A 20,846-nucleotide genomic window follows, 5' to 3' on the forward strand; every position below is an offset into this window, starting at 1 on the left:
TGGCAATGGGGTATCGGCGGGCGTGACGGCGAGGTGACGGCCAGGTGACGGCGGAGGGTAGCGGCGTGACGGCGGGCCGCGCGGAAACTAAGCCGCAGTTCCGTCCGCGCGGGGCGGCCCTATCTTGCCCGGCCGGCACTCTCTTCGGTCTGGGAGCGGACACTGGGTCGGACGCACATCATCGGCATCCACGGGCTCGCCAACAAGCCGCCCCGGGACGAGAAGGCCGCCTGGTGGCGCGCCGCGATCCGCGAGGGGCTCGACCGCAATCTCGGGCTCCGGGTCGCGGAGCCCGACCTGCCCTTCACCTTCGTCTACTGGGCCGACCTGCGCTACCCGCAGCCGCTCGCGGGCGACCGCAACCGCGAGCCCTACCGCCCCGATCACGGCCTCGGGCCGTTCCCCTCCCCGGCGGGGGAGCCGGAGCGCGCCGAGCCGACCCTCACCGACCGGATCTACCGCGGCCTGTCGCACCTGCAGGAGGCCGCCGGTCTGACGCCGGTGGACGACCTGATCCTGGAATACCGCCTCGACGACCTCTGGGGCTACTACGAGGACGCGGACTTCCGGGCGGCGGCGCGGGCGCGCCTGCGCGACGCCCTGGCGGCGGCCGCGGCGGACCGCGTGCTGATCGCCGCGCACTCGATGGGCGGCCTGATCGCCTACGACGTGCTGCGCGCCGCCGAGGCGGACGGGACGCCGATGCCCCGCTGCGACCTCGTCACCCTCGGCGCGCCCCTCGGGCTCGCCGAATTGAAGCTGAAGCTCGCCGACGAGCACGGCGACCTCCGGGTGCCTGCGGCGCTCGCCGCCTGGACCAACCTGATGGATCGCCAGGACATCGCCACGGTGGGCGACGACCTCGCGGCCCTCTACGCGCCGAACGCCGCCGGGGTGCGGGTGCGGGACGTACCGGTGATCAACGCCTACCGGAGGCCGGACGGCGCCGAGAACCGGCACAAATCCTACGGCTACCTGCGGACCCCGGAATTCGCCCGGGTCGTGGCCGGGTTCCTGGACGCCGCGGCGTGAGCGATCCGGGGAGGTGCCGCGCTCCGCCGCGCGCCGCCTCCCCGACCCCGGACGCGCGCCGCCCGGGTCGGGGCGCGGGCCTGCCGGGCCTCAGAGCCGGCCCGGCACCACCTCGCGCAGGACGCGCTCCGTGGCGGCATCCTCGATCTTGTTGATCAGCCGCTTCGCCTCGTGTTCGTCGCGCAGGGTCTTGGCCAGGGTGAAGGTCGTGCCCGTGAGGAACAGCGACGCCATGGCGAGGTAGCCCTTGATCCAGATGTCGGCGGGCAGGAAGAAGATGCCGAACGTCAACATGGCGGCGGCGACGGCGAAGCTGACCAGCGTGAAGGTCTTCCAGGCGCCGGTATGGGGCATCTGCGGTGTCATGGTGCGGTCTCCTGAGGAATGATCGAAGGGGAAGCGGTGCGGCGCCGGTCAGGCGCCGGCCCTGAGGCGGTCGAGCACGGCCCGCGGGTCGGTGCGGGGGCGGCCGTAGCCCGCCGCCTCGAGATCGGCCTCGATCCCGCCCGCGGCCTCGGCCTCGAGCGCGGTCAGCGCGGCGGCGACGTCCGCCTCGGCCGCCTGCCGCTCGCGCAGGCGCGCCAGCGTCCGCTCGGCCTCCCCGAGCGCCCCCGCCGACAGGGTCGTGACCCGGCGGCCCTCCAGTCCGGCCCGCCGCAGCGCCTCGGTGGTGCGGGCGGTCTGGAGCCCGCGGTCGAGGTCCCGCAGGCGCTCGCCGCCCTGCGCGACCAGGCGCTTCAGCCGCTCGACCTCCGCGGCGAAGCGCTCGGCGGCGGCCCGGCGGTCGGCCCGCTCGTCCTCCAGGGCGGCGATGTGGATCGCCGCCTCGGTCCCGAGATCCTCGCGCCCGTCGCTGAGCGCCCGCCGCGCCCCGTCCGACAGGGTGTCGATGCGGGTGCCGATGGCGTCGAGGGCGCGCGCCTCGGCGGCGTGGTAGGCCATGGCGACGGCGAGTTCCCGTCGGGCGGTCGCCAGGGCGCCGGCGGCGTCCCGGATCTGCTGGCGCAGGATCGTCACGGCATGGGCGTCGTGGATCGCCTGGGCGTTGTCGGCGATCACGCCGCGCATCAGGAAGGAGAGGGTCCTCATCACGGTTCACCTCGCGGGAACGACGGGCCGGACCGCGTCCGGATTTGATTGAACGTCGTTCATGAAACAAGTAAACACGGGACGTGCCGGGCCGCAAGGGATAAAATGAACGAGGTTCATAAAAAAGTGAGGGGGCGGCCGCGGAAGGAGCCCGGCGATCGGGCGGCCGATCGCCAGGCCCTGATTGCGGCCGCGGTGGCGATCCTGAACGCGGGCGGCGCGGCGGCGCTGACCGCCCGCGGCGTCGCGGAGCGGGCCGGCACGGCGGTCGGCTCGGTCTACACGCAGTTCGACAGCCTGGAAGTGCTGCGCCTGGAGGCGAACGCCGTCACCATGCGCCGGCTCCGGGACACCCTCGTGGGGGCGCTAGCGGCCTGTCCGTCGCGGGAGACGGAGGCGCGGCTCCTGTGCCTGGCCGACGCGTATCTCGCCTTCGCGGCCGAGCACCACGCCGCCTGGGCGGCGATCTTCGAGCGGCGCACGGTGGCGGCGCCGGACTCGGTGCAGGCCGACATCGCGGCCCTGTTCGGGATCCTGGAGGGGGTGCTGCGCGACGGTGGCCGCCTCGGCGAGGCGGCGATCCCCGTGATGGCGCGGGCGCTGTGGTCCAGCGTCCACGGCATGACCTATCTCGCCGATCTCGGCAGCCTGGGTCCCCTCGGGGTCAGCGACGTGCGGCCGATGATCGACGCGCTGGTGCGGGCCGCGGTCCGGGGCTTCTCCGCGGGCTGAGCGCCGCCCGCCCGCCCGCGGGGGCCCCGCCCCTCAGGCCACCCTCAGGCCGCGCCCTCAGGCAGCCTGGACCTCGGCCAGGAAGGCCTTCACGGCGTGGTCGAGCTCGTCCGAGCCGCGGGTGAGGTCGCGTGCGGCCGCCAGCACCTGCTCGGAGGCGCTGCCGGTCTCGTCGGCGCCGCGGCGCAGGTCGACGACGTTCTCGGACACGCCCTGCGCCCCGGTGGCGGCGCTCGCCACGCCGCGGACGATCTCCTGGATGGCGGCGTTCTGCTCCTCCATGGCGGCCGCGACCCCGACCGCGATGCCGCGCATCTCCTCGATGGTCCGGCCGACCGCGCCGATCGCCGCGACCGCGTCCCGGGTCTCACCCTGGATCCGGCCGATCTGGCCGGAGATCTCCTCGGTCGCCTTGGCGGTCTGCTCGGCCAGCGCCTTCACCTCGGAGGCGACGACCGCGAAGCCGCGCCCGGCCGCGCCCGCGCGGGCCGCCTCGATCGTGGCGTTGAGCGCCAGCAGGTTGGTCTGGCCGGCGATCGAGGCGATCAGGCCGACCACGTCGCCGATCTTCTCGGTGCCGGCGGCGAGCGCCCGCACGGTCGCCTCGCCCTGGCGGGTGCTGATCGCGGCCTGCCCGGCGATCTCCGAGGCGCGGTTCACCTGCCCGGCGATCTCCTGGACCGAGGCCGACATCTCCTCGGTGGCCGCCGCGGCGGTCTGGACGTCGGCGGAGGTGCCGGCCGCCTGCGCGGCCACCGCGCCGGTGCGCTCGGTGGTGTGGGCGGCCGTGACGGTCAGCGTCCGCGCCGTCGCCTCGAGGTCGGCGGCCGCCGTCGCGAGGCCGCGGCTCAGGGTCCCGGCCCGGGTCTCGAAGGACCGGGTCAGCCGGTCGAGGGCGGCGGCCCGCCGGGCATCCCCGTCGGCGCTGGCGGCGGCGCGGGCGTCGGTCTCGGCCTTGGCGATCAGCGCGTCCTTGAACACCTGCACGGCGCCCGCCATGGCGCCGATCTCGTCCCGGCGCTCCCGTGCCGGCACCGGCACGGCGGTCTCGCCGGCCGCGAGGCGGTGCATGGCGCCGTTCAGCGCGCGCAGCGGCCGCGTCAGCCGCCGGCCGATCAGCGCCGCGAGCAGGCCGATCAGCGCCACCACCACGAGCATGCCGGCCGCCGCCTTCCAGGCCGCGTCCCGCAGGATCGCCGCGGTGTCGTCGGCGTAGATGCCGGTGCCGATCACCCAGCCCCAGGGGGCGAAGCCGCGCACGTAGGAGAGCTTCGGCACGGGGGCGTCGGCGCCGGGCTTCGGCCAGTAATAGTCGACGAAGCCCTGCCCCTGCCGCTTCACCGTCTCGACGAAGTCGACGAACAGGCGCTTGCCGGTGGGATCCTGCACGGCGGCGAGATCCTTGCCCTCCAGCTCGGGCTTGATCGGGTGGGCGACCATGCGGGGCTGCATGTCGTTGACCCAGAAGTACTCCTTGTCGTCGTAGCGCAGGGCCTTGAGGGCCCGGATCGCGGCGCCTTGCGCGTCCGCCCGGGACAGGCGCCCGGCCCGCTCCTCGCCCTCGAAATAGGCCGCGACCCCGTAGGCGACGTCCGTGAGGTTCCGCGTCTTGGCCATCCGGTCCTGCTCGACCTGGGATTTCAGGCTGACGAGCCCGATGCCCGAGACCGCGACGATGCCGACCAGCGCGGTGGCCGTGATGGTGTGGAGCTTCGCTCCGAGCCCGATCTTCACCCGCGCCCCCGCGATGATGATTGCAAGAAGATGATTTCAACCTGCGATATTTTGCAGCTTCTGCGTTAGCGGAGCGTGAAGACGGCCTTGCGCGCGCCGGCCCGAGCCTGTCCACTCCCCGTCCAACGAAAGCCCGGCGCCGCTCAGGATCGCGCCGGGCCACAGGGAGAAGCGTCATGGTGCGTACGTCTCGGACGGGCTCGCTGCTGCCGGGCCGCCGTCGGCTCCTGCGGGCGGGATCGGTCCTCCTGCTGGCCGGGCTGGCGCTCGCCACCCCCGCCCGGGCCGACGATGCCAAGGTCCGGATCAGCCGGCAGCCGGGCTTCGTCTACCTGCCCGCGGTGCTGGCCGAGCAGCACAAGCTGATCGAGAAGCACGCCAAGGCCGCGGGCCTCGGGGACGTCACGGTGGAGTGGGTCAACCTGACGAGCGGCGCCGCCGGCAACGACGCGCTGCTCTCGGGCAACATCGACATCGTCGACAGCGGCTCGACCAACATGCTGCTGCTCAACGACCGCACCAAGGGCGACGTGAAGGGCCTGTGCGGGGTCGGCACCACGCCGATGATGCTGCTCACCCGCAATCCGGACGTGAAGGAACTCAAGGACTTCTCGTCCAAGGACAAGATCGCCCTGCCCTCCGTGAAGGTCTCGTCCCAGGCTGTGCTGCTGCAGATCGCCGCCAAGAAGGCGTTCGGGCCCGAGAACGCCACCAAGCTCGACCCGCTCACCGTCCAGCTCGGCCATCCCGACGCCGTGGCGGCGCTGGCGAGCCCGCACAACGAGGTCAACAGCCACTTCTCGCTGCCGCCGTTCCAGCAGCGCGAGCTGCAGGACCCGGCGATCCACAAGGTGCTCAATTCCTACGAGATGGTCGGCGAGCCGGTGAGCAACGCGATCTTCTACGCCCGGACCGGCTGGTACAACCGCAACCCGAAGCTCGCCGCCGCCATCGTGGCCGCCATCGACGAGGCCAATGCCGAGATCGCCCGGGATCCGCTGAAGGCCGCCAAGGACTATGTCGCGGCCACCAACGAGAAGACGCCCCCCGAGACCCTGGTCGAGATCATGAAGGAGCCCGGGACGAACTTCTCCACCACGCCCTACGGCATCATGCTCCAGGCCCGGCACTTCTACGCGATGAAGACCATCAAGACCGAGCCCAAGGACTGGAAGGACACGTTCTTCCCGATCGTCCACAACCTGCCGGGGCGGTAGGACCCCGGCCGCTCAGTGCGCCTCCACGAGCCCGGCGGCGCGCTGCGGCTTCTTGAGGATGGCCACCACGGCGAGGCTCGCCACGAGGCTCACGCCCACCAGCCAGAACCCGTCCGCGTAGGCCATCACGTAGGCCTCGCGGCGGACCTGGGCGGCGAGCTGGCCCAGCGCGACGCCCTTGGCGGCCAGCGGGTCGGCGATGCGGGCGTGCATCCCGGCGGCGAGCGCCGCGAGCCGGTCCTGGGTGCGGGTGGCGTTGACGGTGATCGCCTCGGCCAGCATCGAGAAGTGGAAGTGCTCCCGCCGGTCGATCATCGTCGACAGCATGGCGATACCGATCGAGCCGCCGAGGTTGCGCATCATGTTCGACAGGGCGGAGGCGTCCGCGGTGTCGCGCGGGGCGAGGCCGACGGTGGAGAGCTGCGACAGCGGGATGGTGAAGAGCGGCTGGCCGATGGCCCGCATCAGCTGCGGCAGGATCAGCTGGTCGGCGCCGACATCGTGGGTCAGGCCGACGTTGATCCAGCAGCTCGCGATGAAGAACAGCGTGCCGGTGACCACCAGCACCCGGGCGTCGAAGGTCCGCATCAGCAGCGGCATCATCGGGAAGAGGACGAGCTGCGGCAGGCCCGACCACATCACCACGTAGCCGATCTGCTGGGCGTTGTAGCCCTGGATCTGCGCGCAGTAGACCGGGATGATGTAGATCGACCCGAACGAGACCGCGCCCAGCACGGTCATCAGCACGCAGGCGCCGCCGACCGAGCGGTTGGCCAGGACCCGCAGGTTGATGAACGGGCGCTCGGTCGTGAGCTCGCGGACGATGAAGCCGGCGATGCCGGCCACCGCCAGCAGCGACATGTTCACGATGACCTGCGAGCCGAACCAGTCCTTGCGCTGGCCCTCCTCCAGCACGTAGGTCAGGGCCGGCAGGCCGATCGCCATCAGGCCGATGCCGATCCAGTCGCCCTTGAGCAGCTCGCCCCAGCGCGCCGGCACGCTGTCGAAGGCGCCGAGCTGGATCGCCGCCGCCACGGGTCCGAAGATCAGGTTCAGGTAGAAGATGTAGTGCCACGACAGGTTGTCGGTGAGCCAGCCGCCGACCGTCGGGCCGATCGCGGGCGCGAAGGTCGCGGTCAGCCCGAACAGCGCGATGCCGATGGGCTGCTGCGCCTTCGAGAGCCGGGTGCGCACGATCACGATGGCGGTGGGGATCAGCACGCCGCCGGTGAAGCCCTGGCCGGCCCGGAACAGGATCATCTGGCCCAAGGTCGTCGACAGCGCGCAGGCCAGCGAGAAGGCGGTGAACAGCATGGTGTTCACCGCGAGGTAGCGGCGCAGGCCGATCACCGAGGACAGCCAGCCGGTGAGCGGGATCACGATGATCTCGGCCATCAGGTAGGCGGTGGAGATCCAGCTGCCCTCCTCGGTGGAGGCGCCGAGCGCCCCCTGGATGTCGGCGAGCGACGCGTTGGTGATCTGGATGTCGAGGATCGCCGTGAAGGCGCCGAGGATCGCGCCGAACACGGCGAGCCAGTCCCGGGCGCTCGCCTTCGCCTCGGGCACGGCCACGGCCGGCACGGGGCTCGTCGGGGCCGGACTCATCGGGGCCGGACTCATCGGGGCAGGGCCTCGCTGACGAGGGCCGGAGCGGGCCTCGGCCGGGCGGGCCGCACCGGCTCGACCGGATCCTGGGTGTGGACCGTGGCCTCCACCGACAGGCCCGGGCGCAGGCGGGCGATGAGCGGATCCGACGGGTCGAGGGCGACGCGCACCGGCACGCGCTGCACCACCTTGGTGAAGTTGCCGGTGGCGTTCTCCGGCGGCAGCAGCGCGAATTGCGAGCCGGTGCCCGGGGAGAAGCTCTCGATCCGGCCCCGGAACGCGTGGTCGCCGAAGGCGTCGACCGTGAAGGTGACGCGCTGGCCCTCGACCATGCGGCCGGTCTGGGTCTCCTTGAAGTTCGCCAGGAGGTAGATGTCGCGGCCCATCGGCACGAGGGTCAGGAGCCCGGTGCCGGCCGAGACGACCTGCCCGATCCGCAGCGCCCGGTCGCCGGCCACGCCGTCGATCGGCGCCACGATGGTGGTGTAGCTCAGGTCGAGCCTCACCCCCTCGACCTTGGCCTGCGCGCCCTCAAGGCTCGCGCGGGTGCTGGCCTCGAGCGCCTGCAGGCTGTCGATCTGCTTCTGCGCGGCGTCCAGGGAGGCGGCGGCCTTGTCGCGGGCGGCGTGGCGCTGGCGCAGGTCGGACTCCGCCTGCTGCTGGCGCTGCACCGTGCCGGACCCGGTCTGCAGCAGGTTCTGGTAGCGGGTGTATTCCTGCTGCGCGAAGGTGAGGGCGGCCTCGGCGTTGGCGAGGTCGGCCCGCGACGAGGCGACCTGCGCCCGCTGCTGGACGATCGCCGAGGCGACGCCCAGGATCTGCGCCCGGTCCTTCTCGACCTCGGCCTCGGCCTGCCTGAGCTGGACCCGGTAGGACCGGTCGTCCAGGCGGGCGATGACGTCCCCGGCCTTCACCGGCTGGTTGTCGCCGACCAGCACCGCCGCGACGGTGCCGGCGATGCGCGGCGCCACCGTGACCTTGTCGGACTGGAGATAGGCGTCGTCGGTCACCTCGAGGAAGCGCCCGACACTCCACCAGTGCCAGCCGTAGGTCCCGACCCCGCCCAGCGCGAGCAGGCCGAGGAGGGGCAGCACGATCCGCGCGCGGCGGCGGCGCGGCGCCGGTGCGGAGACGGTGGCCGGGACCGGCGCGGAGACCGGGGGCGTGACAGCCGCGGTGGTCGGGGCGGTGACCGGCGCACCCGCGACCGGGTCGGCGCTCTTGAAGCTGTCGCTGCGACGTGCGTCCATCGGGTCTGGCCAGAATCAAAACGGTACGGTATCGTTTTAATAGGACGAACGGCGGTGGTGAGCAAGGAGGATCGCGGGGTGACGGTCACGGAGATCGAGCGGGCGGAGGCGGGACCGCGGCGCGGCGGCCGGCCGACCCGCGCGGAGGCGGCCCGGCGCGAGGCGCACCTGATCGCCGTCGCCACGACCCTGTTCCTGGAGCGCGGCTTCGACGCCACCTCCATCGACGCGGTGGCCGAGGCCGCCGGGATGAGCAAGCCGACGGTCTACGCGCGCTACCGCGACAAGCGGGCCCTGTTCGAGGCGGTCCTGCGCGAGCGGATCGCCGCGTGGCTGGCGCCGCTCTCCGCCGCGGCCGAGGCCCAGGCCGCGCAGGGCGGGAGCGACGACGTCGAGACCGCCCTGGAGGATCTCAGCCGCACCCTGCTGGCCCACGGGCAGTCGCCGGGCGCGGCGATGCTCAAGCGCAACCTCGTGGCCCAGGCGCTGCAGTTTCCCGAGCTCGCCCGCCTCGCCCACGAGGAGGGCTGGCTGCGCGGCGTGCGCGCGGTGGCGCAGCTGCTCGACGCCTTCGCGCGGCGCGGGCGGATCGCCGTGGCGGATCCGGAGATCGCGGCCGACCTGTTCCTCAGCCTCGTCCTCGGCCGGTCGTCCCAGGCGACTCTCTACGGCATCGCCACCGACCCGGAGGCGCAGGAGCGGCGGCGGCAGGCGGCGGTGCGGCTGTTCCTCGACGGGGTGCGCCCGCGCTGAGGGGCGGACCGGAACGTTGTTGCGCCGCAAGGGCTGCGTTATCTTCGGGAGTGGGACCGACGGCGGCTACCGCCGGTCCCTGGCATTCACCGTTTCAGGTGTTGCCGAGGCCAGAGAGGAATGGCGAGGCGGAGCGTCAATCTCCACTCGCCACTCGCCATTCGCTTTTCTGGACCATGCCAGAGAGATGACCATCCTCTGTACTCCCGGCCGCGACCGGCCGTGCGCGGCCTTCGCGGGTGGGTCGGTCAGGCTCACGGCACGAGCTTAGCCATTATTCCCGGGCCCCGGAGAATCCGCGTCGGCGCCTCGAGCCCGCGATTGCGCCCCTCCCCGCCCGGGCCTATAGTGCGTCATCCCCATTCGACAGCGTGAGACGGGACATCCGGATCGGTCATCCGGAGCCCGCGGCCCGATGCCCGGCCCCCGTCCCGCCAGGCCGGAGCACGAGAAGCATGTCCCAGGGTCCGCTGATGCCGAAGGCGACCGCCGTCTGGCTGGTCGAGAACACCTCGCTCGCCTTCGAGCAGATCGCCGATTTCTGCAAGCTGCACCCGCTGGAGGTGAAGGGCATCGCCGACGGCGAGGTCGCGGCCGGCATCAAGGGGCTCGACCCGGTCTCCACCGGCCAGCTCACCCGCGACGAGATCGAGAAGGCCCAGAAGGCGCCGCACTACAAGCTCAAGCCCGCCGTCTCGAAGGTGAAGCTGCCGGAGGTGAAGCGCACCACCAAGGGCCCGCGCTACACCCCCCTCTCCCGCCGCCAGGACCGGCCGAACGCCATCCTGTGGCTGCTGCGCAACCACCCCGAGCTGAAGGATTCGCAGATCATCCGGCTCGTGGGCACCACCAAGTCGACGATCCAGCAGATCCGCGAGCGCACCCACTGGAACTCGGGCTCGCTCCAGCCGATGGACCCGGTCACCCTCGGCCTGACCACCCAGATCAACCTCGATTTCGAGGTCCAGCGCGCGGCGGCCGACCGCCCGGCCGCGGTGGCGGCCGAGTCCGGCGCCTCGCTGCTGCCGACCGAGGTCTCCACGGCCCGCGACGCCGACGAGCGGGACCACGAGGACGATCATGGCGGCCGCGAGGAGCGGCTCGACGCCGATTCGGTCTTCGCCAAGCTCAAGGGCCGGCACCAGGACGAGGACGACGAGGACTAGGACCAGGACTAGGACCGGCCCCCGCTCCGACCGAGCGGGGGCCGGACCGGCCTATTCCGGCAGCGGTCGGCCCCGCGTCTCCGGCATGAACCACGGCACCACGAGGCCGATCACGTAGACGCTCGACAGGGTCAGCGCCGCCGCGGCGACGCCCCCGAAGGCGGTCACGATCTGCCCGGCCAGGATCGGGAAGATCCAGGCGATCAGCCGCGCGCCGTTGAAGACCGCGCTCGACGCCGTCGCCCGGACCGCCGGGGTGAACAGCTCCGCGAGGTAGATCGCCATCCACGAGAAGGCGAAGCCCAGGGTGAAGAACCCGTTCAGGAAGGCGAGCGCCATGAACGGCACGAGCCCGCCGGTCCAGAGGTAGCAGGCGAGCGACGTGGCGATGCAGCCGCCATAGGTCACGAGCAGGAAGGCGCGGCGCCCGATCGCGTCGGCCACGAAGCCCGAGATCACGTAGGCGGTGATCGCCCCGATATTGTAGACGATGCCCATGCGCGGGCCCCAGACATTGGCCGGCGCGCCCGCGGCCTTGGCGAGCCCCTCCGTGTAGGCCGGCAGCCAGGACGAGACCGCCCACCAGCCCACCGTGGTGGCGAAGGACAGGAGCGTGGCGAGGAGGACCCGCCGCCGGCTCTCGGGCTCGCGGAAGATCTCCGTCAGGGAGAACGGGCGCCGCGCGCTCCGCGGGGCCCGGTCCGCGTCCTCCGCGGTGGCCGCCCAGCGCTGCGCCTTGAGCGCCCGCATCCACTGCTCGGATTCCTCCAGCGCCCGGCGCAGGTACAGGCACACGAAGGCCGGCAGCGCGCCCAGCGCGAACAGGATCCGCCAGGATTCCGCGCCCAGGGGCTCGGTGGCGGCGAGCACGGCCCACACGATGGCGGCGAGCACCGCGCCGCCGCCGAAGCCCGATTGCAGGAAGCCGCAGCCCTTCGGGCGGGCCCGGTTCGGCCAGGTCTCGGCCACGAGGGCGATGCCGGTGGACCATTCCGAGCCGATGGCGAGCCCGGTGATGAAGCGCAGGACGGCGAGCTGCGTGAAGCTCTCCGCGAAGGCGGTGAGCCCCGTGAACAGCGCGTAGCCCAGGATCGACACCATCATCATGCGCTTGCGGCCGATATAGTCGGCCGCGATCCCGCCCATCAGGCCGCCGATCCCCCAGCCGAGCAGGGTGATGCCGATGGCGAGGCCCACGTAGAAGGCCGGCGCCTGGGCCTGCTCGGGGGTGAGGATCGAGGCCAGCGCCGGGCGCAGGGCGTAGACCAGGGCCACCGCCTCGTAGCCGTCGAAGATCCAGCCGAGATAGCTGCCCCACAGGATCCGCCAGTGGCGCCGGGTGAGACCCGCGTGCCACGGTGCGCCGGCCGCCTCGCGCATGCCCACGTCGCCCGCGTCCATCGTCCGCTCCTCCCGCCCGGGACGCGTCTGCGGCGCCCGCCCCGCCCTGATAGGTCGGTTGTGGCATCGGGTCGACCATATCCGGGCGGCCGATCCGGCGCCCCGGCGATCACGATCGCATCACGCCTTCACTGCGCAGCTTCACTGCGCACCTTGCACTGGGCACCTTCTGCGCGCCCGCGGCGTTCGGCCTAGCGCGCGGCGTCGAAGGCGGCGAGGAAGGCCGCGAGGTTGTCCGGCAGGGCCGCGCAGAGGTAGCCGCCCTCCTGGACCAGCGCCGTGGGCAGCCCTGCCCGGGCGATCCGCTCCGCCGCCCCGACGAAGCCCCCCCGGGAGACCGCAAGGGCGCCGATCGGGTCGTCCGCGGCGGCGTCGAGGCCGAGCGCCACCACGAGCGCCCGGGGCCGGTGCGCGGCGATCGCCGCGAGGCCCGCCTCGACGGCCTCGAGCCAGGGCGCGTCCCCCGAGCCCGGCGGCAGCGGCAGGTTGCGGTTGAACCCCGCCCCCGCCCCGGCGCCGGTCTCGTCGGCGTAGCCGGCGAAGAACGGGAAGTAGTCGGACGGGTCGGCGTGGACCGAGACGGTCAGCACGTCGGCGCGGGCGTAGAAGATCCCCTGCGTGCCGTTGCCGTGATGGACGTCGATGTCGAGGATCGCCACCGGGCCGCCGGTCGCGGCGCGCATCCGCTCGGCCGCGATGGCGCTGTTGTTGAGGAAGCAGAAGCCGCCGGCGGAATCCGCGTAGGCGTGGTGGCCGGGCGGGCGGCACAGGGCGTAGGCGTGCCCCGCCGCCAGCGCAGCGTCGGCGGCTGCGACCGCGCACTGCGCCGATCCGTAGACCGCCGCCCAGGTGCCGGCGCGGATCGGCGTCGAGGTGTCGGCGGTGTAGAGGCCCAGGCGCCCGAGGAGGCCGGCGGGCTTCCGGTGCATCTGCGGTCGGGCGAAGGCCCCGGTCAGGATCTCGTCGCCGATGCCGGGGATCGCGTCCCGGCGCGCCCAGGCCTCGGCCAGGAACGCCACGTAGTCGGGATCGTGCACCGCCCGGATCGGGTCGAGGCCGTGATCGGCCGGCTCGGCGAGGTCGTGGCCGCCCCGGACGGCCGCGTCCCGCAGGATCGCGTAGCGGGCCGCCTGCTCGGGATGCGGGATCGGCGCGCCGCGGCGCATGTAGCGCTCGGGATCGTGCCGGCTCGAATCGGGCGTGTGGACGATGCGCATGCCGGCAGGTTAGGGCCCGCCGGGCCGCGCGTCATCCGCCCGGGACGGCTTCGCGGGGCGCGCCCGCATGGGATGCACCCGCATGGGATGCACCCGCATGGGACGGGCTCAGATGAGGTAGACGGTGCCGTCCGCGCGGAAGACCTTCGGGCAGTTCGCCCCGTCCACGAGGCGCTGGGCATCCTCCAGGGAGATCCCGTGCGCCAGGGCGATCTCCGGCAGCGTCTTCCAGGTCGGGGTCATGGTCCGGCTCCGTCCGTGATCCGTGCGGGTCGGGGATTAACGGCGCAAACGCCTCCAGGTTCGCCGACAGGGCCGATGACGGCTCCAGGATCCTGTCGAGGGTGTCGGCGCGCCACCCCGTCGGGTCGGGCGCGGCGGGGGCGACCTCGCGCAGGAGGGTCGGGACCCGGGCCCAGGGTTCCGTGACCGGCCCGGCGCTCGGCCGCATGCCCGCCCGGGTCCGCCCGCCGGCGACGCGGATGTCCGGGAAGCGCGCGCAGAACGCCGCCACGCAGTCGGGGTCGAAATGGCGGCCGCTCTCGGCGCGGATGCAGTCCAGGGCCGCCTCGAAGGGCATCGCGTCCTTGTAGGGCCGCGCCGTGGTCAGGGCGTCGAACACGTCCGCCACCGCGACGATCCGGGCCGAGAGGGGAATGGCGGCGCCGGCGAGCCCGTGCGGGTAGCCGCCGCCGTCCCACTTCTCGTGGTGGAACTCGGCGATCTCCGCGGCCAGCCGGATCAGCTCGGAGGCGCTCCCGCCCAGGATGCGCCGGCCGATCGCGGGGTGCGTCTTGACGAGGTCGAACTCGTCCCGGTCGAGCCGGCCGGGCTTCAGCAGGACGCCGTCCGGGATGCCGACCTTGCCGACATCGTGCAGCGGCGCCGCGAGGTAGAGGTTGCGGCAGATCTCCGGCGCCAGCCCGAGCCCCTCGGCCACGATCTGGCTGTAGCGGGCCACCCGCCACGTGTGATCGCCGGTGTCGTTGTCGCGGTATTCGACCGCCAGCGCGAGGCGGAAGATGATCTCCTCCTCGCGCTCGCGCATGTGGCGCAGGGCGGCCTCCACCTCGCCGTCGAGCCAAGCGGCCTGCTCGGCCAGCCGCCGCACCGCCCGGGCGAGCCGGATCAGGTTGCGCAGGCGGACGGTGAGCTCGACGCCCTGCATGGACTTGTCGAGGAAATCGGTCGCTCCGGCCTCCAGGGCGGCGAGCCGCACCGCGTCCGAGATGTCGCTGGTGACCATCACGATGGGCACCTGGGCGTAGTGCGGGATGGTCCGCATCTGCCGGATGAAGGCGATCCCGTCGATGTCGGGCATGTGGCAGTCGACCAGGACGAGGTCGAAGGCCCGCGTCCGCGCCTCGACCATGGCGGCGACCGGGTCGCCGTGATCGGTGACGGACACGTCGGGCTTGGCCTCCAGCAGGAGGCGCAGCCGCATCCGCATGGTGGCGCTGTCGTCGACGAGGAGCGCGTCCATCAGCGGCTCCCGGGCCGGCGCAGGCGATCCCGGGGCGGCAGCCGGACCGGGTATGTCGACACAGGAACCATCGCCGCGACGCCTCGCAAGACTGTCGAGCAGCATTGAAGGATGCGGCATTAACGGGCGGTAAATCGTCGTTCTCGGCTATATTGAGGAGATTTACTTTACTCGGAGCCTTGGCGGGTGCGAATTCGGGTCTTCGTTTGTCGGAGACCGGTGGGGCCGCGGCGATCGACCCGCGGAGAGTTGGCTTCGCCCGCTCCGGGGCGCCTGAGGGATCGGCGTGTCTGTAACCGGGATCGCCGCGGCGGCCCCGGCGCGGCCCCGGGATGGCGGGGTTGACGCGGTCGCCAAGCCCCCCGACGGAGACGCGGATCAGGACGGGTCCCGGGCGGCCCGGGACGCGCCGGCCGGACGGCGCGGCGGGAGGCGCCTTCGCGATGATGCGGTTCGATCTCGTCGATCTCGGCCTGTTCCGGCACGTGGTCGAGGCCGGCTCGATCACCCACGGGGCCGCGCGGGCGAACCTCGCCCTGGCGGCCGCCTCGACGCGGATCCGGCTGATGGAGGAATCCCTCGGCGCCGCCCTGCTGACCCGGGGCCGGCAGGGCGTCAGCCCGACCCCGGCCGGGCGCGCGCTCCTCGTCCATGCCCGGGAGGTCCTGGCCGGGGTGGAGCGCCTGCGCGAGGAGATGGCGGCCTTCTCGGGGAGCGCCTTCGGGCAGATCCGGGTGCTGGCCAACACCAACGCGCTCACCGAGTTCCTGCCGGAGGCGCTCTCGGCCTTCCTGGCCGATCACCCCGGGATCGGCGTCGAGATCGACGAGCGCACCTCCGAGGAGATCGTCGGGCTGGTGGCCGAGGGGGCGGCCGATCTCGGCATCCTGTCCGGCACGGTGGATACCGGCTCGCTGCAGACCTTCCCGTTCCGGGAGGACCGGTTCGTGCTGGTGGCGGCCCGGGACCATCCCCTGGCCGCGCGCGGGACGATCCCGTTCGCCGAGGTGCTCGGCCACGACCTCGTCGGCCTCGACCGGCGCAGCGCCATCAGCCGCTTCCTCGTCGCCCAGGCGGTGCGCGAGGGGCGGCCGATGCGCCTGCGGGTCCAGCTCCGGGACTTCGACGCCGTCTGCCGTCTCGTCGAGGCGCGGGTCGGGCTGGCGATCCTGCCCGAGAGCGCCGCCGCCCGCGCCGCGCAGGGCCTCGCCCTCGCGGTGGTGCCCCTCGCCGACGCCTGGGCGCGGCGCGACCTGACCCTGTGCCTGCGCGACCTCGACGGGTTGCCGCCGTTCATCCGGGCCTTCGTGGCGGAGCTGCGCGCCTGAGCGGAACCCGCCCCGCCGCGGACGGACCCGCGCGCGGCGACGTCAGCGCCACCGCTCGTCCGTGCAGGCCAGCAGGTAGACGACGTGCATGCAGCGCGCCTGGGCGGCCTGCGAGGGCGCGTCGCCCATGCAGGCGCGCATCCCGACGGAGAGGAGGTCGCGATCGACGTCCTGATTCCGCGCGCAGGTGAAGATCGGCTGGAAACCCTCGAACCGGCTCACCTGCCAGAAGATGACCATGACCGCGAGCAGGCAGAACGTGCAGACCAGGATCCGGCTGTCGTAGAACCAGTGCCGCCGTCCGGCATCCGCGGCGTCGCGCGCGCTCATCCCGTCACCAGGCCCGTCACCGGGAGCGCCGACGGGAGCACCGCCCGGATCCCCACCCTTCTCGGCATCGGCTCGCCCTCTCCCTCGCGCCGGATCCCCGGCCGCCCGGGCCGCCCGGGCCGTCAGTCGATCACCTCCACGATCCGGCGCGACCGCGGGTCGACGAGGACCGGGTGGTCGTTGACGATCGTGTAGCTGTAATCCGGCAGGGCGAACTCCCGCGGGACATCGTAGTACACGATGCCGTCCTCCGGGAGCACCGTGCCGACCCGCACGGGTCCCGCGAGCGCGATGGAGGGGCGGCGCTCGCCGCGGGCGTAGATGCGGAACCGCTCCCGCCGGTCGACGCCGAGGATGCCGTTGGCGGTGCCCACGGCCGCCCCGATCGCGCCGCCGACGATCGCCCCGAGGGGGCCCGCCATTTCCTCGCCGCGCGAGGCGCCCTCCTGGGCCCCGCGCTCGAGCCCCTGCGCCCGCGCGCCCGCGGCGAGGCCCAGGAGGGCTATCGGGGGAGCCACCAGGGTGGCGAGGAGCGCGAGGGGCGCCGCGATCCGCATGATGTGTCGTCCTGGTCGGTGGCGTGGATCGGCGGGCCTGCGCCCGGGGGCGCGGGCGCGTCCCGGCCGGAGGCTACGCCGAAAAGGCTGCCGATCGGTTGCCGATTGGTCGCCGCCCGGCGCGGGGCGGCGCGGGGCGGTGCCGGCATTGCCCCGGTCCGCCCATGGGGTAGCCTCCGGCTGATTCCGTCGGAGAGGACAGGGCATGCCGATCGAGACCGTGGAGACCGCCGGCCGCCGCCGGGGCGCCGACCTCCTGGTGGAGGTGCTGCGCTCGGAGGGCGTGCGCTACATCTTCGGCAATCCCGGCACCACCGAGTTGCCGCTCATCGACGCGCTCACCGAGGCGCCGGACATCGCCTACATCCTCGCCTTGCAGGAGGCGACCGCCGTGGCGATGGCGGACGGCTACGCGCAGGGCGCCCGCCGGCCCGCCTTCCTCAACCTGCACACGGCGGGCGGCCTCGGCCACGCCATGGGCGGGCTGGTGAATTCCCAGGTCTCCGGCACGCCGCTGGTGGTCACCGCCGGGCAGCAGGATCTCCGGCACGCCCTGACCGACCCGCTGCTGATGGGCGACCTCGTCGCCATCGCCGACCCGGTGATGAAGTGGGCCCGCGAGGTGACGAGCCCGGACCAGATCCCGATCCTGCTGCGCCGGGCCTTCCACGACGCGGGGGCCGCCCCCTCCGGGCCGGTCTTCCTGTCCCTGCCCATGGACGTGATGGAGGCGCTGTCGGCGGTGCCGGCCGGCGAGACCTCGACCATCGACCAGCGGGCCGTGGCGGGCTCCCTCGACCGCCTCGCGGAGAAGCTCGCCGCCATCGCGCCGGGCCGCCTCGCGCTGATCGCGGGCGACGAGATCGACGCCTCGGACGCCTCGGCGCAGATGGTGGCGCTCGCCGACCTGCTGGCGGCGCCGGTCTACGGCTCGTCCTGGCCGGCCCACATCCCCTTCCCCACCGCGCACCCGCTCTGGGCCGGGAACCTGCCGACCCGGGCCGACGCCATCGCCGACATCCTCGGGCGCTACGACGCGGTGTTCGCGCTCGGCGGCAAGTCGCTGATCACCGTGCTCTACTCGGAGGTCTCGGCGGTGCCGCCGGGGGTGCAGGTGTTCCAGCTCTCGGCGGACGTGCGCGACCTCGGGCGCACCTACGCCACCTGCCTGTCGACGGTGGGCGACATCCGCGCCTCCCTCGACGCCCTGCTGCCGCTGCTCGCGCCCCGCCTCGCCGACCGGGCCGACGCCTTCGCGGGCCTGCGCGCCCAGGCGGTGACCGCCCGGGCCGAGCGCCGGGCGAAGCTCGCCGCCGCCGCCGACGCGGCCTTCGAGGATCCGGTGATCGCGCCGCTGGTCGCTGCCCGGGAGGTGGCCCGCGCGGTCGGGGCCGAGACCACCATCGTGGACGAGGCGCCCGCGACGCTCACCCACCTGCGCACCTTCCTCGACAGCCCCTCCGCGCACCAGTACGCGGCGATGCGCGGCGGCGTGCTCGGCTGGGGCATGCCGGCCGCGGTCGGCTTCTCCCTCGGGCTCGACCGGGCGCCCGTGGTCTGCGTGGTCGGCGACGGGGCCGCGCTGTACTCGCCGCAGGCCCTCTGGACGGCGGCGCACGAGAAGCTGCCGGTCACCTTCGTGGTGATCAACAACGCCGAGTACAACATCCTCAAGACCTTCATGAAGGGCCAGGCGCACTACGCCTCGGTGCGCGCCAACCGCTTCATCGCCATGGACCTCACCGACCCGCGGATCGACTTCCCGGCGCTGGCCGCCTCGATGGGCGTGCCCGCCCGGCGGGTGACCCGGGCGGCCGACATCGCCCCGGCGATCGAGGCCGGGATCCGCTCGGGGGGCGCCAACCTCGTGGAGGTGGTGGTGCGGGCGACCTGAGCGGGGCCGTCGGCGGGGCTGTCGGCAGGGCTGCCGGTGGATCTGCCGGCGAAGCTCTCACTCCAGCCCCGGCACCGGCACCCCGAAGGCGACCGCCAGCAGCACCATGTTGAGGGCGAGCACCAGGGCGGCCCCCGCCACGGCCGCGGCCTGGGTGAGCGGCCCGTTGGCGAAGGGGCCCATCACGCTGCGGCGCCGGGTGAACACCACCAGGGCCACCATCGGCACCGGCAGGGCGAGTGACAGCACCACCTGCGACAGGACCAGCGCCTGCGTCGGGTCGACGCCGATCGCCACCACCGCGAAGGCCGGCAGCATGGTCACGAGCCGGCGGACGAGGAGCGGGATGCGCCAGCCGGTGAAGCCCTGCATCACCAATTGCCCGGCGAGCGTGCCCACCACCGAGGAGGAGATCCCGGAGGCGAGCAGCGACACCAGGAAGGCCGCCCCCGCGGCGGGCCCGAGGAGCGGCGTCAGGGTGCGGTAGGCCTCGCCAATCTCCGCCACCTCGCTGTGGCCGACGTGGAAGGCGGCCGCCGCCATGATCACCATCGCCATGTTGACGAGGCCCGCCAGCAGCAGCGCCACCACCACCTCGCGGTTCGAGTAGCGGACCAGCAGGCGCCGGTCGGCCTCGGTGCGGGGATTGCCCCGGCCCTGGGTCAGGCCCGAATGCAGGAACAGCGCGTGCGGCATCACGGTGGCGCCGATGATCCCGACCGCGATGGTGAGCGCCTGCGCGTCCGGGATCCGCGGGGTGACGAGGCCCTTGGCGGCCTCGCCCCAGGCCACGGGCGCGATCAGGAGCTCGACCGCGTAGCAGAGGCCGATCGTGCCGACCATCGCGCCGATGGCGATCTCCAGCGGCCGGAAGCCCTCGTGCTCCAGGAGCAGGATCGCGTAGGTGACCACCGCGGTGATCGCCATGCCGGCCATGAGCGGCATGCCGGTGAGCAGCGACAGGCCGATCGCGCCGCCGAGGAACTCCGCGAGGTCGGTCGCCATGGCGGCGACCTCGCTGATGCCCCACAGGGCGAGGCGCACCGGCCGCGTCGTCGCGTCCCGGCAGTGCTCGGCGAGGTTCTTGCCCGTGACGATGCCGAGCTTGGCCGACAAGGCCTGGAACAGCATCGCCGTCAGGTTCGCGAGCAGCACCACCCAGAGCAGGCCGTAGCCGTAGCGGGCGCCGGCCTGGATGTTGGTCGCGAAATTGCCCGGGTCCATGTAGGCGATCGACGCCGTCACGGCGGGGCCGGCGAACAGCAGGAACCGGGCCCGGCCGCCGGGACGGCCGTCGAGGACGTCGCGGATCGCGCCCTCGGTCCGCCGGCTCATCGCCCCGGGCGCGGCGCGCCCGGGGGCCGTCGCGGCGTTCGGCGCCACCATGCTCGAACCCTCTCCTCAAAGATATAGCGGAGGCTATATTCAGGGTTCGCGGCCAGGATTCAAGGGGTTGGATTCAAGGGGCTGGCAGCGGCCGCCGGTATCGGCCCCGCGGGACTCCCCTCGAGGTGGCGGTGTTTGCTAGACAGGGGTCGGGGCGGCCCGCGCGAGCCGCGGTGGGGGAGAGCCGATGCAGGAACCGTCCGAGCCGGGCTCGCCCGAGACCGCGCTGGTCGATCCCGAGCGCCACGTGGAGAGCTTCCGCCAGGCCCGCGAGGCCCGGCGCTCGGAACTCGTGGAGGATTACGTCGAGCTGATCGACGACCTGATCGGCGACGGCGGCGAGGCGCGGCAGGTGGACATCGCGGCCCGGCTCGGCGTGGCGCAGCCGACCGTCGCCAAGATGCTGAAGCGCCTGTGCGAGGACGGGTTCGTCCAGCAGCGGCCCTATCGCGGCGTGTTCCTGACCGAGGCCGGCCGCCGGCTCGCCGCCCAGGCCCGGGAGCGCCACCGCATCGTCGAGCGCTTCCTGTGCGCGCTGGGCGTGAGTCCCGAGACCGCGCGGCGGGACGCGGAGGGGATCGAGCACCACGTCAGCGCCGAGACGCTCGCGGCGTTCCGCGCCTTCGCGGAGCGGCACGGGGGGGCGTGAGGCGCTCCTCCGACCGTCATCGC

The 20,846-nt window shown here is 73.2% G+C and carries 19 protein-coding genes; 8 read left to right on the forward strand and 11 right to left on the reverse strand.

The features are described 5' to 3' along the window. The first annotated feature begins 501 nt into the window (after positions 1-501). The gene (locus ACQKQD_RS20805; RefSeq protein ID WP_419545403.1) at positions 502-1,032 is read left to right on the forward strand and encodes a hypothetical protein; all 531 of its coding nucleotides are present in this window, start codon (positions 502-504) and stop codon (positions 1,030-1,032) included. 90 nt (positions 1,033-1,122) lie between these two features. Here ACQKQD_RS20805 and ACQKQD_RS20810 read toward each other — a convergent pair whose 3' ends face one another. Together ACQKQD_RS20810 and ACQKQD_RS20815 are read right to left on the reverse strand one after the other, a co-directional pair. Beyond that, on the reverse strand, positions 1,123-1,398 hold the full coding sequence (locus ACQKQD_RS20810) for a YiaA/YiaB family inner membrane protein (RefSeq protein WP_020093331.1): 276 nt from the start codon (positions 1,396-1,398) through the stop codon (positions 1,123-1,125). 48 nt (positions 1,399-1,446) lie between these two features. Continuing rightward, positions 1,447-2,121 carry a PspA/IM30 family protein gene (locus ACQKQD_RS20815; protein ID WP_056523139.1) on the reverse strand — a complete coding sequence of 225 codons (675 nt, stop codon included), beginning with the start codon at positions 2,119-2,121 and terminating at the stop codon, positions 1,447-1,449. A gap of 105 nt (positions 2,122-2,226) precedes the next feature. Here ACQKQD_RS20815 and ACQKQD_RS20820 point away from each other — a divergent pair, with 105 nt between their 5' ends. Continuing rightward, complete coding sequence (locus ACQKQD_RS20820) at positions 2,227-2,853, forward strand: TetR/AcrR family transcriptional regulator (RefSeq protein WP_103985026.1); 627 nt, start codon at positions 2,227-2,229, stop codon at positions 2,851-2,853. A 57-nt stretch (positions 2,854-2,910) separates the two neighbouring features. Here ACQKQD_RS20820 and ACQKQD_RS20825 read toward each other — a convergent pair whose 3' ends face one another. Beyond that, positions 2,911-4,587 carry a cache domain-containing protein gene (locus ACQKQD_RS20825; RefSeq protein WP_020093328.1) on the reverse strand — a complete coding sequence of 559 codons (1,677 nt, stop codon included), beginning with the start codon at positions 4,585-4,587 and terminating at the stop codon, positions 2,911-2,913. Positions 4,588-4,763: 176 nt separating this feature from the next. Here ACQKQD_RS20825 and ACQKQD_RS20830 point away from each other — a divergent pair, with 176 nt between their 5' ends. Next, on the forward strand, positions 4,764-5,804 hold the full coding sequence (locus ACQKQD_RS20830) for an ABC transporter substrate-binding protein (protein ID WP_020093327.1): 1,041 nt from the start codon (positions 4,764-4,766) through the stop codon (positions 5,802-5,804). 12 nt (positions 5,805-5,816) lie between these two features. Here the strand turns inward: ACQKQD_RS20830 and ACQKQD_RS20835 are convergent, their stop codons facing one another. Beyond that, positions 5,817-7,409: a DHA2 family efflux MFS transporter permease subunit gene (locus tag ACQKQD_RS20835; protein WP_427509441.1), complete on the reverse strand. Its 1,593-nt coding sequence runs from the start codon at positions 7,407-7,409 to the stop codon at positions 5,817-5,819. An 11-nt stretch (positions 7,410-7,420) separates the two neighbouring features. Continuing rightward, positions 7,421-8,659, reverse strand: a complete 1,239-nt coding sequence (locus tag ACQKQD_RS20840; RefSeq protein WP_427509442.1) for an HlyD family secretion protein — start codon at positions 8,657-8,659, stop codon at positions 7,421-7,423. Positions 8,660-8,737: 78 nt separating this feature from the next. Here ACQKQD_RS20840 and ACQKQD_RS20845 point away from each other — a divergent pair, with 78 nt between their 5' ends. Further along, a complete protein-coding gene (locus tag ACQKQD_RS20845) occupies positions 8,738-9,412 on the forward strand; it encodes a TetR/AcrR family transcriptional regulator (protein WP_091926397.1) in 675 nt (224 codons plus the stop codon). 455 nt (positions 9,413-9,867) lie between these two features. Further along, on the forward strand, positions 9,868-10,578 hold the full coding sequence (locus ACQKQD_RS20850) for a DUF1013 domain-containing protein (protein WP_020093323.1): 711 nt from the start codon (positions 9,868-9,870) through the stop codon (positions 10,576-10,578). Positions 10,579-10,629: 51 nt separating this feature from the next. On the opposite strand, the gene ACQKQD_RS20855 is transcribed toward ACQKQD_RS20850, so the two are convergent. From ACQKQD_RS20855 to ACQKQD_RS20865, 3 genes are all read right to left on the reverse strand, one after another. Continuing rightward, a complete protein-coding gene (locus ACQKQD_RS20855) occupies positions 10,630-11,979 on the reverse strand; it encodes an MFS transporter (protein ID WP_427509443.1) in 1,350 nt (449 codons plus the stop codon). Positions 11,980-12,170: 191 nt separating this feature from the next. Beyond that, complete coding sequence (locus tag ACQKQD_RS20860) at positions 12,171-13,196, reverse strand: histone deacetylase family protein (protein ID WP_427509444.1); 1,026 nt, start codon at positions 13,194-13,196, stop codon at positions 12,171-12,173. 31 nt (positions 13,197-13,227) lie between these two features. Then, positions 13,228-14,679 (reverse strand): HD domain-containing phosphohydrolase, encoded by a 1,452-nt coding sequence (locus ACQKQD_RS20865; RefSeq protein WP_427509445.1) that lies wholly within the window; start codon positions 14,677-14,679, stop codon positions 13,228-13,230. A 443-nt stretch (positions 14,680-15,122) separates the two neighbouring features. Between ACQKQD_RS20865 and ACQKQD_RS20870 the strand changes: the two genes are divergently transcribed. Next, a complete protein-coding gene (locus ACQKQD_RS20870) occupies positions 15,123-16,007 on the forward strand; it encodes a LysR substrate-binding domain-containing protein (RefSeq protein WP_091677452.1) in 885 nt (294 codons plus the stop codon). Between the two features lie 42 nt (positions 16,008-16,049). On the opposite strand, the gene ACQKQD_RS20875 is transcribed toward ACQKQD_RS20870, so the two are convergent. Next, positions 16,050-16,337 carry a hypothetical protein gene (locus ACQKQD_RS20875; protein ID WP_020093318.1) on the reverse strand — a complete coding sequence of 96 codons (288 nt, stop codon included), beginning with the start codon at positions 16,335-16,337 and terminating at the stop codon, positions 16,050-16,052. Between the two features lie 122 nt (positions 16,338-16,459). After that, positions 16,460-16,894: a DUF1236 domain-containing protein gene (locus tag ACQKQD_RS20880; protein ID WP_427509446.1), complete on the reverse strand. Its 435-nt coding sequence runs from the start codon at positions 16,892-16,894 to the stop codon at positions 16,460-16,462. A gap of 205 nt (positions 16,895-17,099) precedes the next feature. On the opposite strand from ACQKQD_RS20880, the gene ACQKQD_RS20885 reads away from it, so the two are divergent. After that, positions 17,100-18,788 (forward strand): thiamine pyrophosphate-binding protein, encoded by a 1,689-nt coding sequence (locus tag ACQKQD_RS20885; RefSeq protein ID WP_091677460.1) that lies wholly within the window; start codon positions 17,100-17,102, stop codon positions 18,786-18,788. 57 nt (positions 18,789-18,845) lie between these two features. Here the strand turns inward: ACQKQD_RS20885 and ACQKQD_RS20890 are convergent, their stop codons facing one another. Beyond that, positions 18,846-20,174: an Nramp family divalent metal transporter gene (locus ACQKQD_RS20890; protein WP_020093315.1), complete on the reverse strand. Its 1,329-nt coding sequence runs from the start codon at positions 20,172-20,174 to the stop codon at positions 18,846-18,848. Positions 20,175-20,361: 187 nt separating this feature from the next. On the opposite strand from ACQKQD_RS20890, the gene mntR reads away from it, so the two are divergent. Then, on the forward strand, positions 20,362-20,823 hold the full coding sequence (gene mntR, locus ACQKQD_RS20895) for a manganese-binding transcriptional regulator MntR (RefSeq protein ID WP_020093314.1): 462 nt from the start codon (positions 20,362-20,364) through the stop codon (positions 20,821-20,823). The last annotated feature ends 23 nt before the right edge of the window (positions 20,824-20,846 follow it).

The organism is Methylobacterium sp. NPDC080182 (genome assembly GCF_050281105.1).
Taxonomy (GTDB): domain Bacteria; phylum Pseudomonadota; class Alphaproteobacteria; order Rhizobiales; family Beijerinckiaceae; genus Methylobacterium.

Coding starts and splice junctions, on each gene's coding strand:
- ACQKQD_RS20835 (WP_427509441.1), bottom strand. CDS start 7,409: ATGAGTCCGGCCCCGACGAGCCCCGTGCCGGCCGTGGCCGTGCCCGAG.
- ACQKQD_RS20810 (WP_020093331.1), bottom strand. CDS start 1,398: ATGACACCGCAGATGCCCCATACCGGCGCCTGGAAGACCTTCACGCTG.
- ACQKQD_RS20865 (WP_427509445.1), bottom strand. CDS start 14,679: ATGGACGCGCTCCTCGTCGACGACAGCGCCACCATGCGGATGCGGCTG.
- ACQKQD_RS20820 (WP_103985026.1), top strand. CDS start 2,227: ATGAACGAGGTTCATAAAAAAGTGAGGGGGCGGCCGCGGAAGGAGCCC.
- ACQKQD_RS20855 (WP_427509443.1), bottom strand. CDS start 11,979: ATGGACGCGGGCGACGTGGGCATGCGCGAGGCGGCCGGCGCACCGTGG.
- ACQKQD_RS20830 (WP_020093327.1), top strand. CDS start 4,764: ATGGTGCGTACGTCTCGGACGGGCTCGCTGCTGCCGGGCCGCCGTCGG.
- ACQKQD_RS20875 (WP_020093318.1), bottom strand. CDS start 16,337: ATGAGCGCGCGCGACGCCGCGGATGCCGGACGGCGGCACTGGTTCTAC.
- ACQKQD_RS20850 (WP_020093323.1), top strand. CDS start 9,868: ATGTCCCAGGGTCCGCTGATGCCGAAGGCGACCGCCGTCTGGCTGGTC.
- ACQKQD_RS20880 (WP_427509446.1), bottom strand. CDS start 16,894: ATGCGGATCGCGGCGCCCCTCGCGCTCCTCGCCACCCTGGTGGCTCCC.
- mntR (WP_020093314.1), top strand. CDS start 20,362: ATGCAGGAACCGTCCGAGCCGGGCTCGCCCGAGACCGCGCTGGTCGAT.
- ACQKQD_RS20885 (WP_091677460.1), top strand. CDS start 17,100: ATGCCGATCGAGACCGTGGAGACCGCCGGCCGCCGCCGGGGCGCCGAC.
- ACQKQD_RS20870 (WP_091677452.1), top strand. CDS start 15,123: ATGATGCGGTTCGATCTCGTCGATCTCGGCCTGTTCCGGCACGTGGTC.
- ACQKQD_RS20860 (WP_427509444.1), bottom strand. CDS start 13,196: ATGCGCATCGTCCACACGCCCGATTCGAGCCGGCACGATCCCGAGCGC.
- ACQKQD_RS20890 (WP_020093315.1), bottom strand. CDS start 20,174: ATGGTGGCGCCGAACGCCGCGACGGCCCCCGGGCGCGCCGCGCCCGGG.
- ACQKQD_RS20840 (WP_427509442.1), bottom strand. CDS start 8,659: ATGGACGCACGTCGCAGCGACAGCTTCAAGAGCGCCGACCCGGTCGCG.
- ACQKQD_RS20815 (WP_056523139.1), bottom strand. CDS start 2,121: ATGAGGACCCTCTCCTTCCTGATGCGCGGCGTGATCGCCGACAACGCC.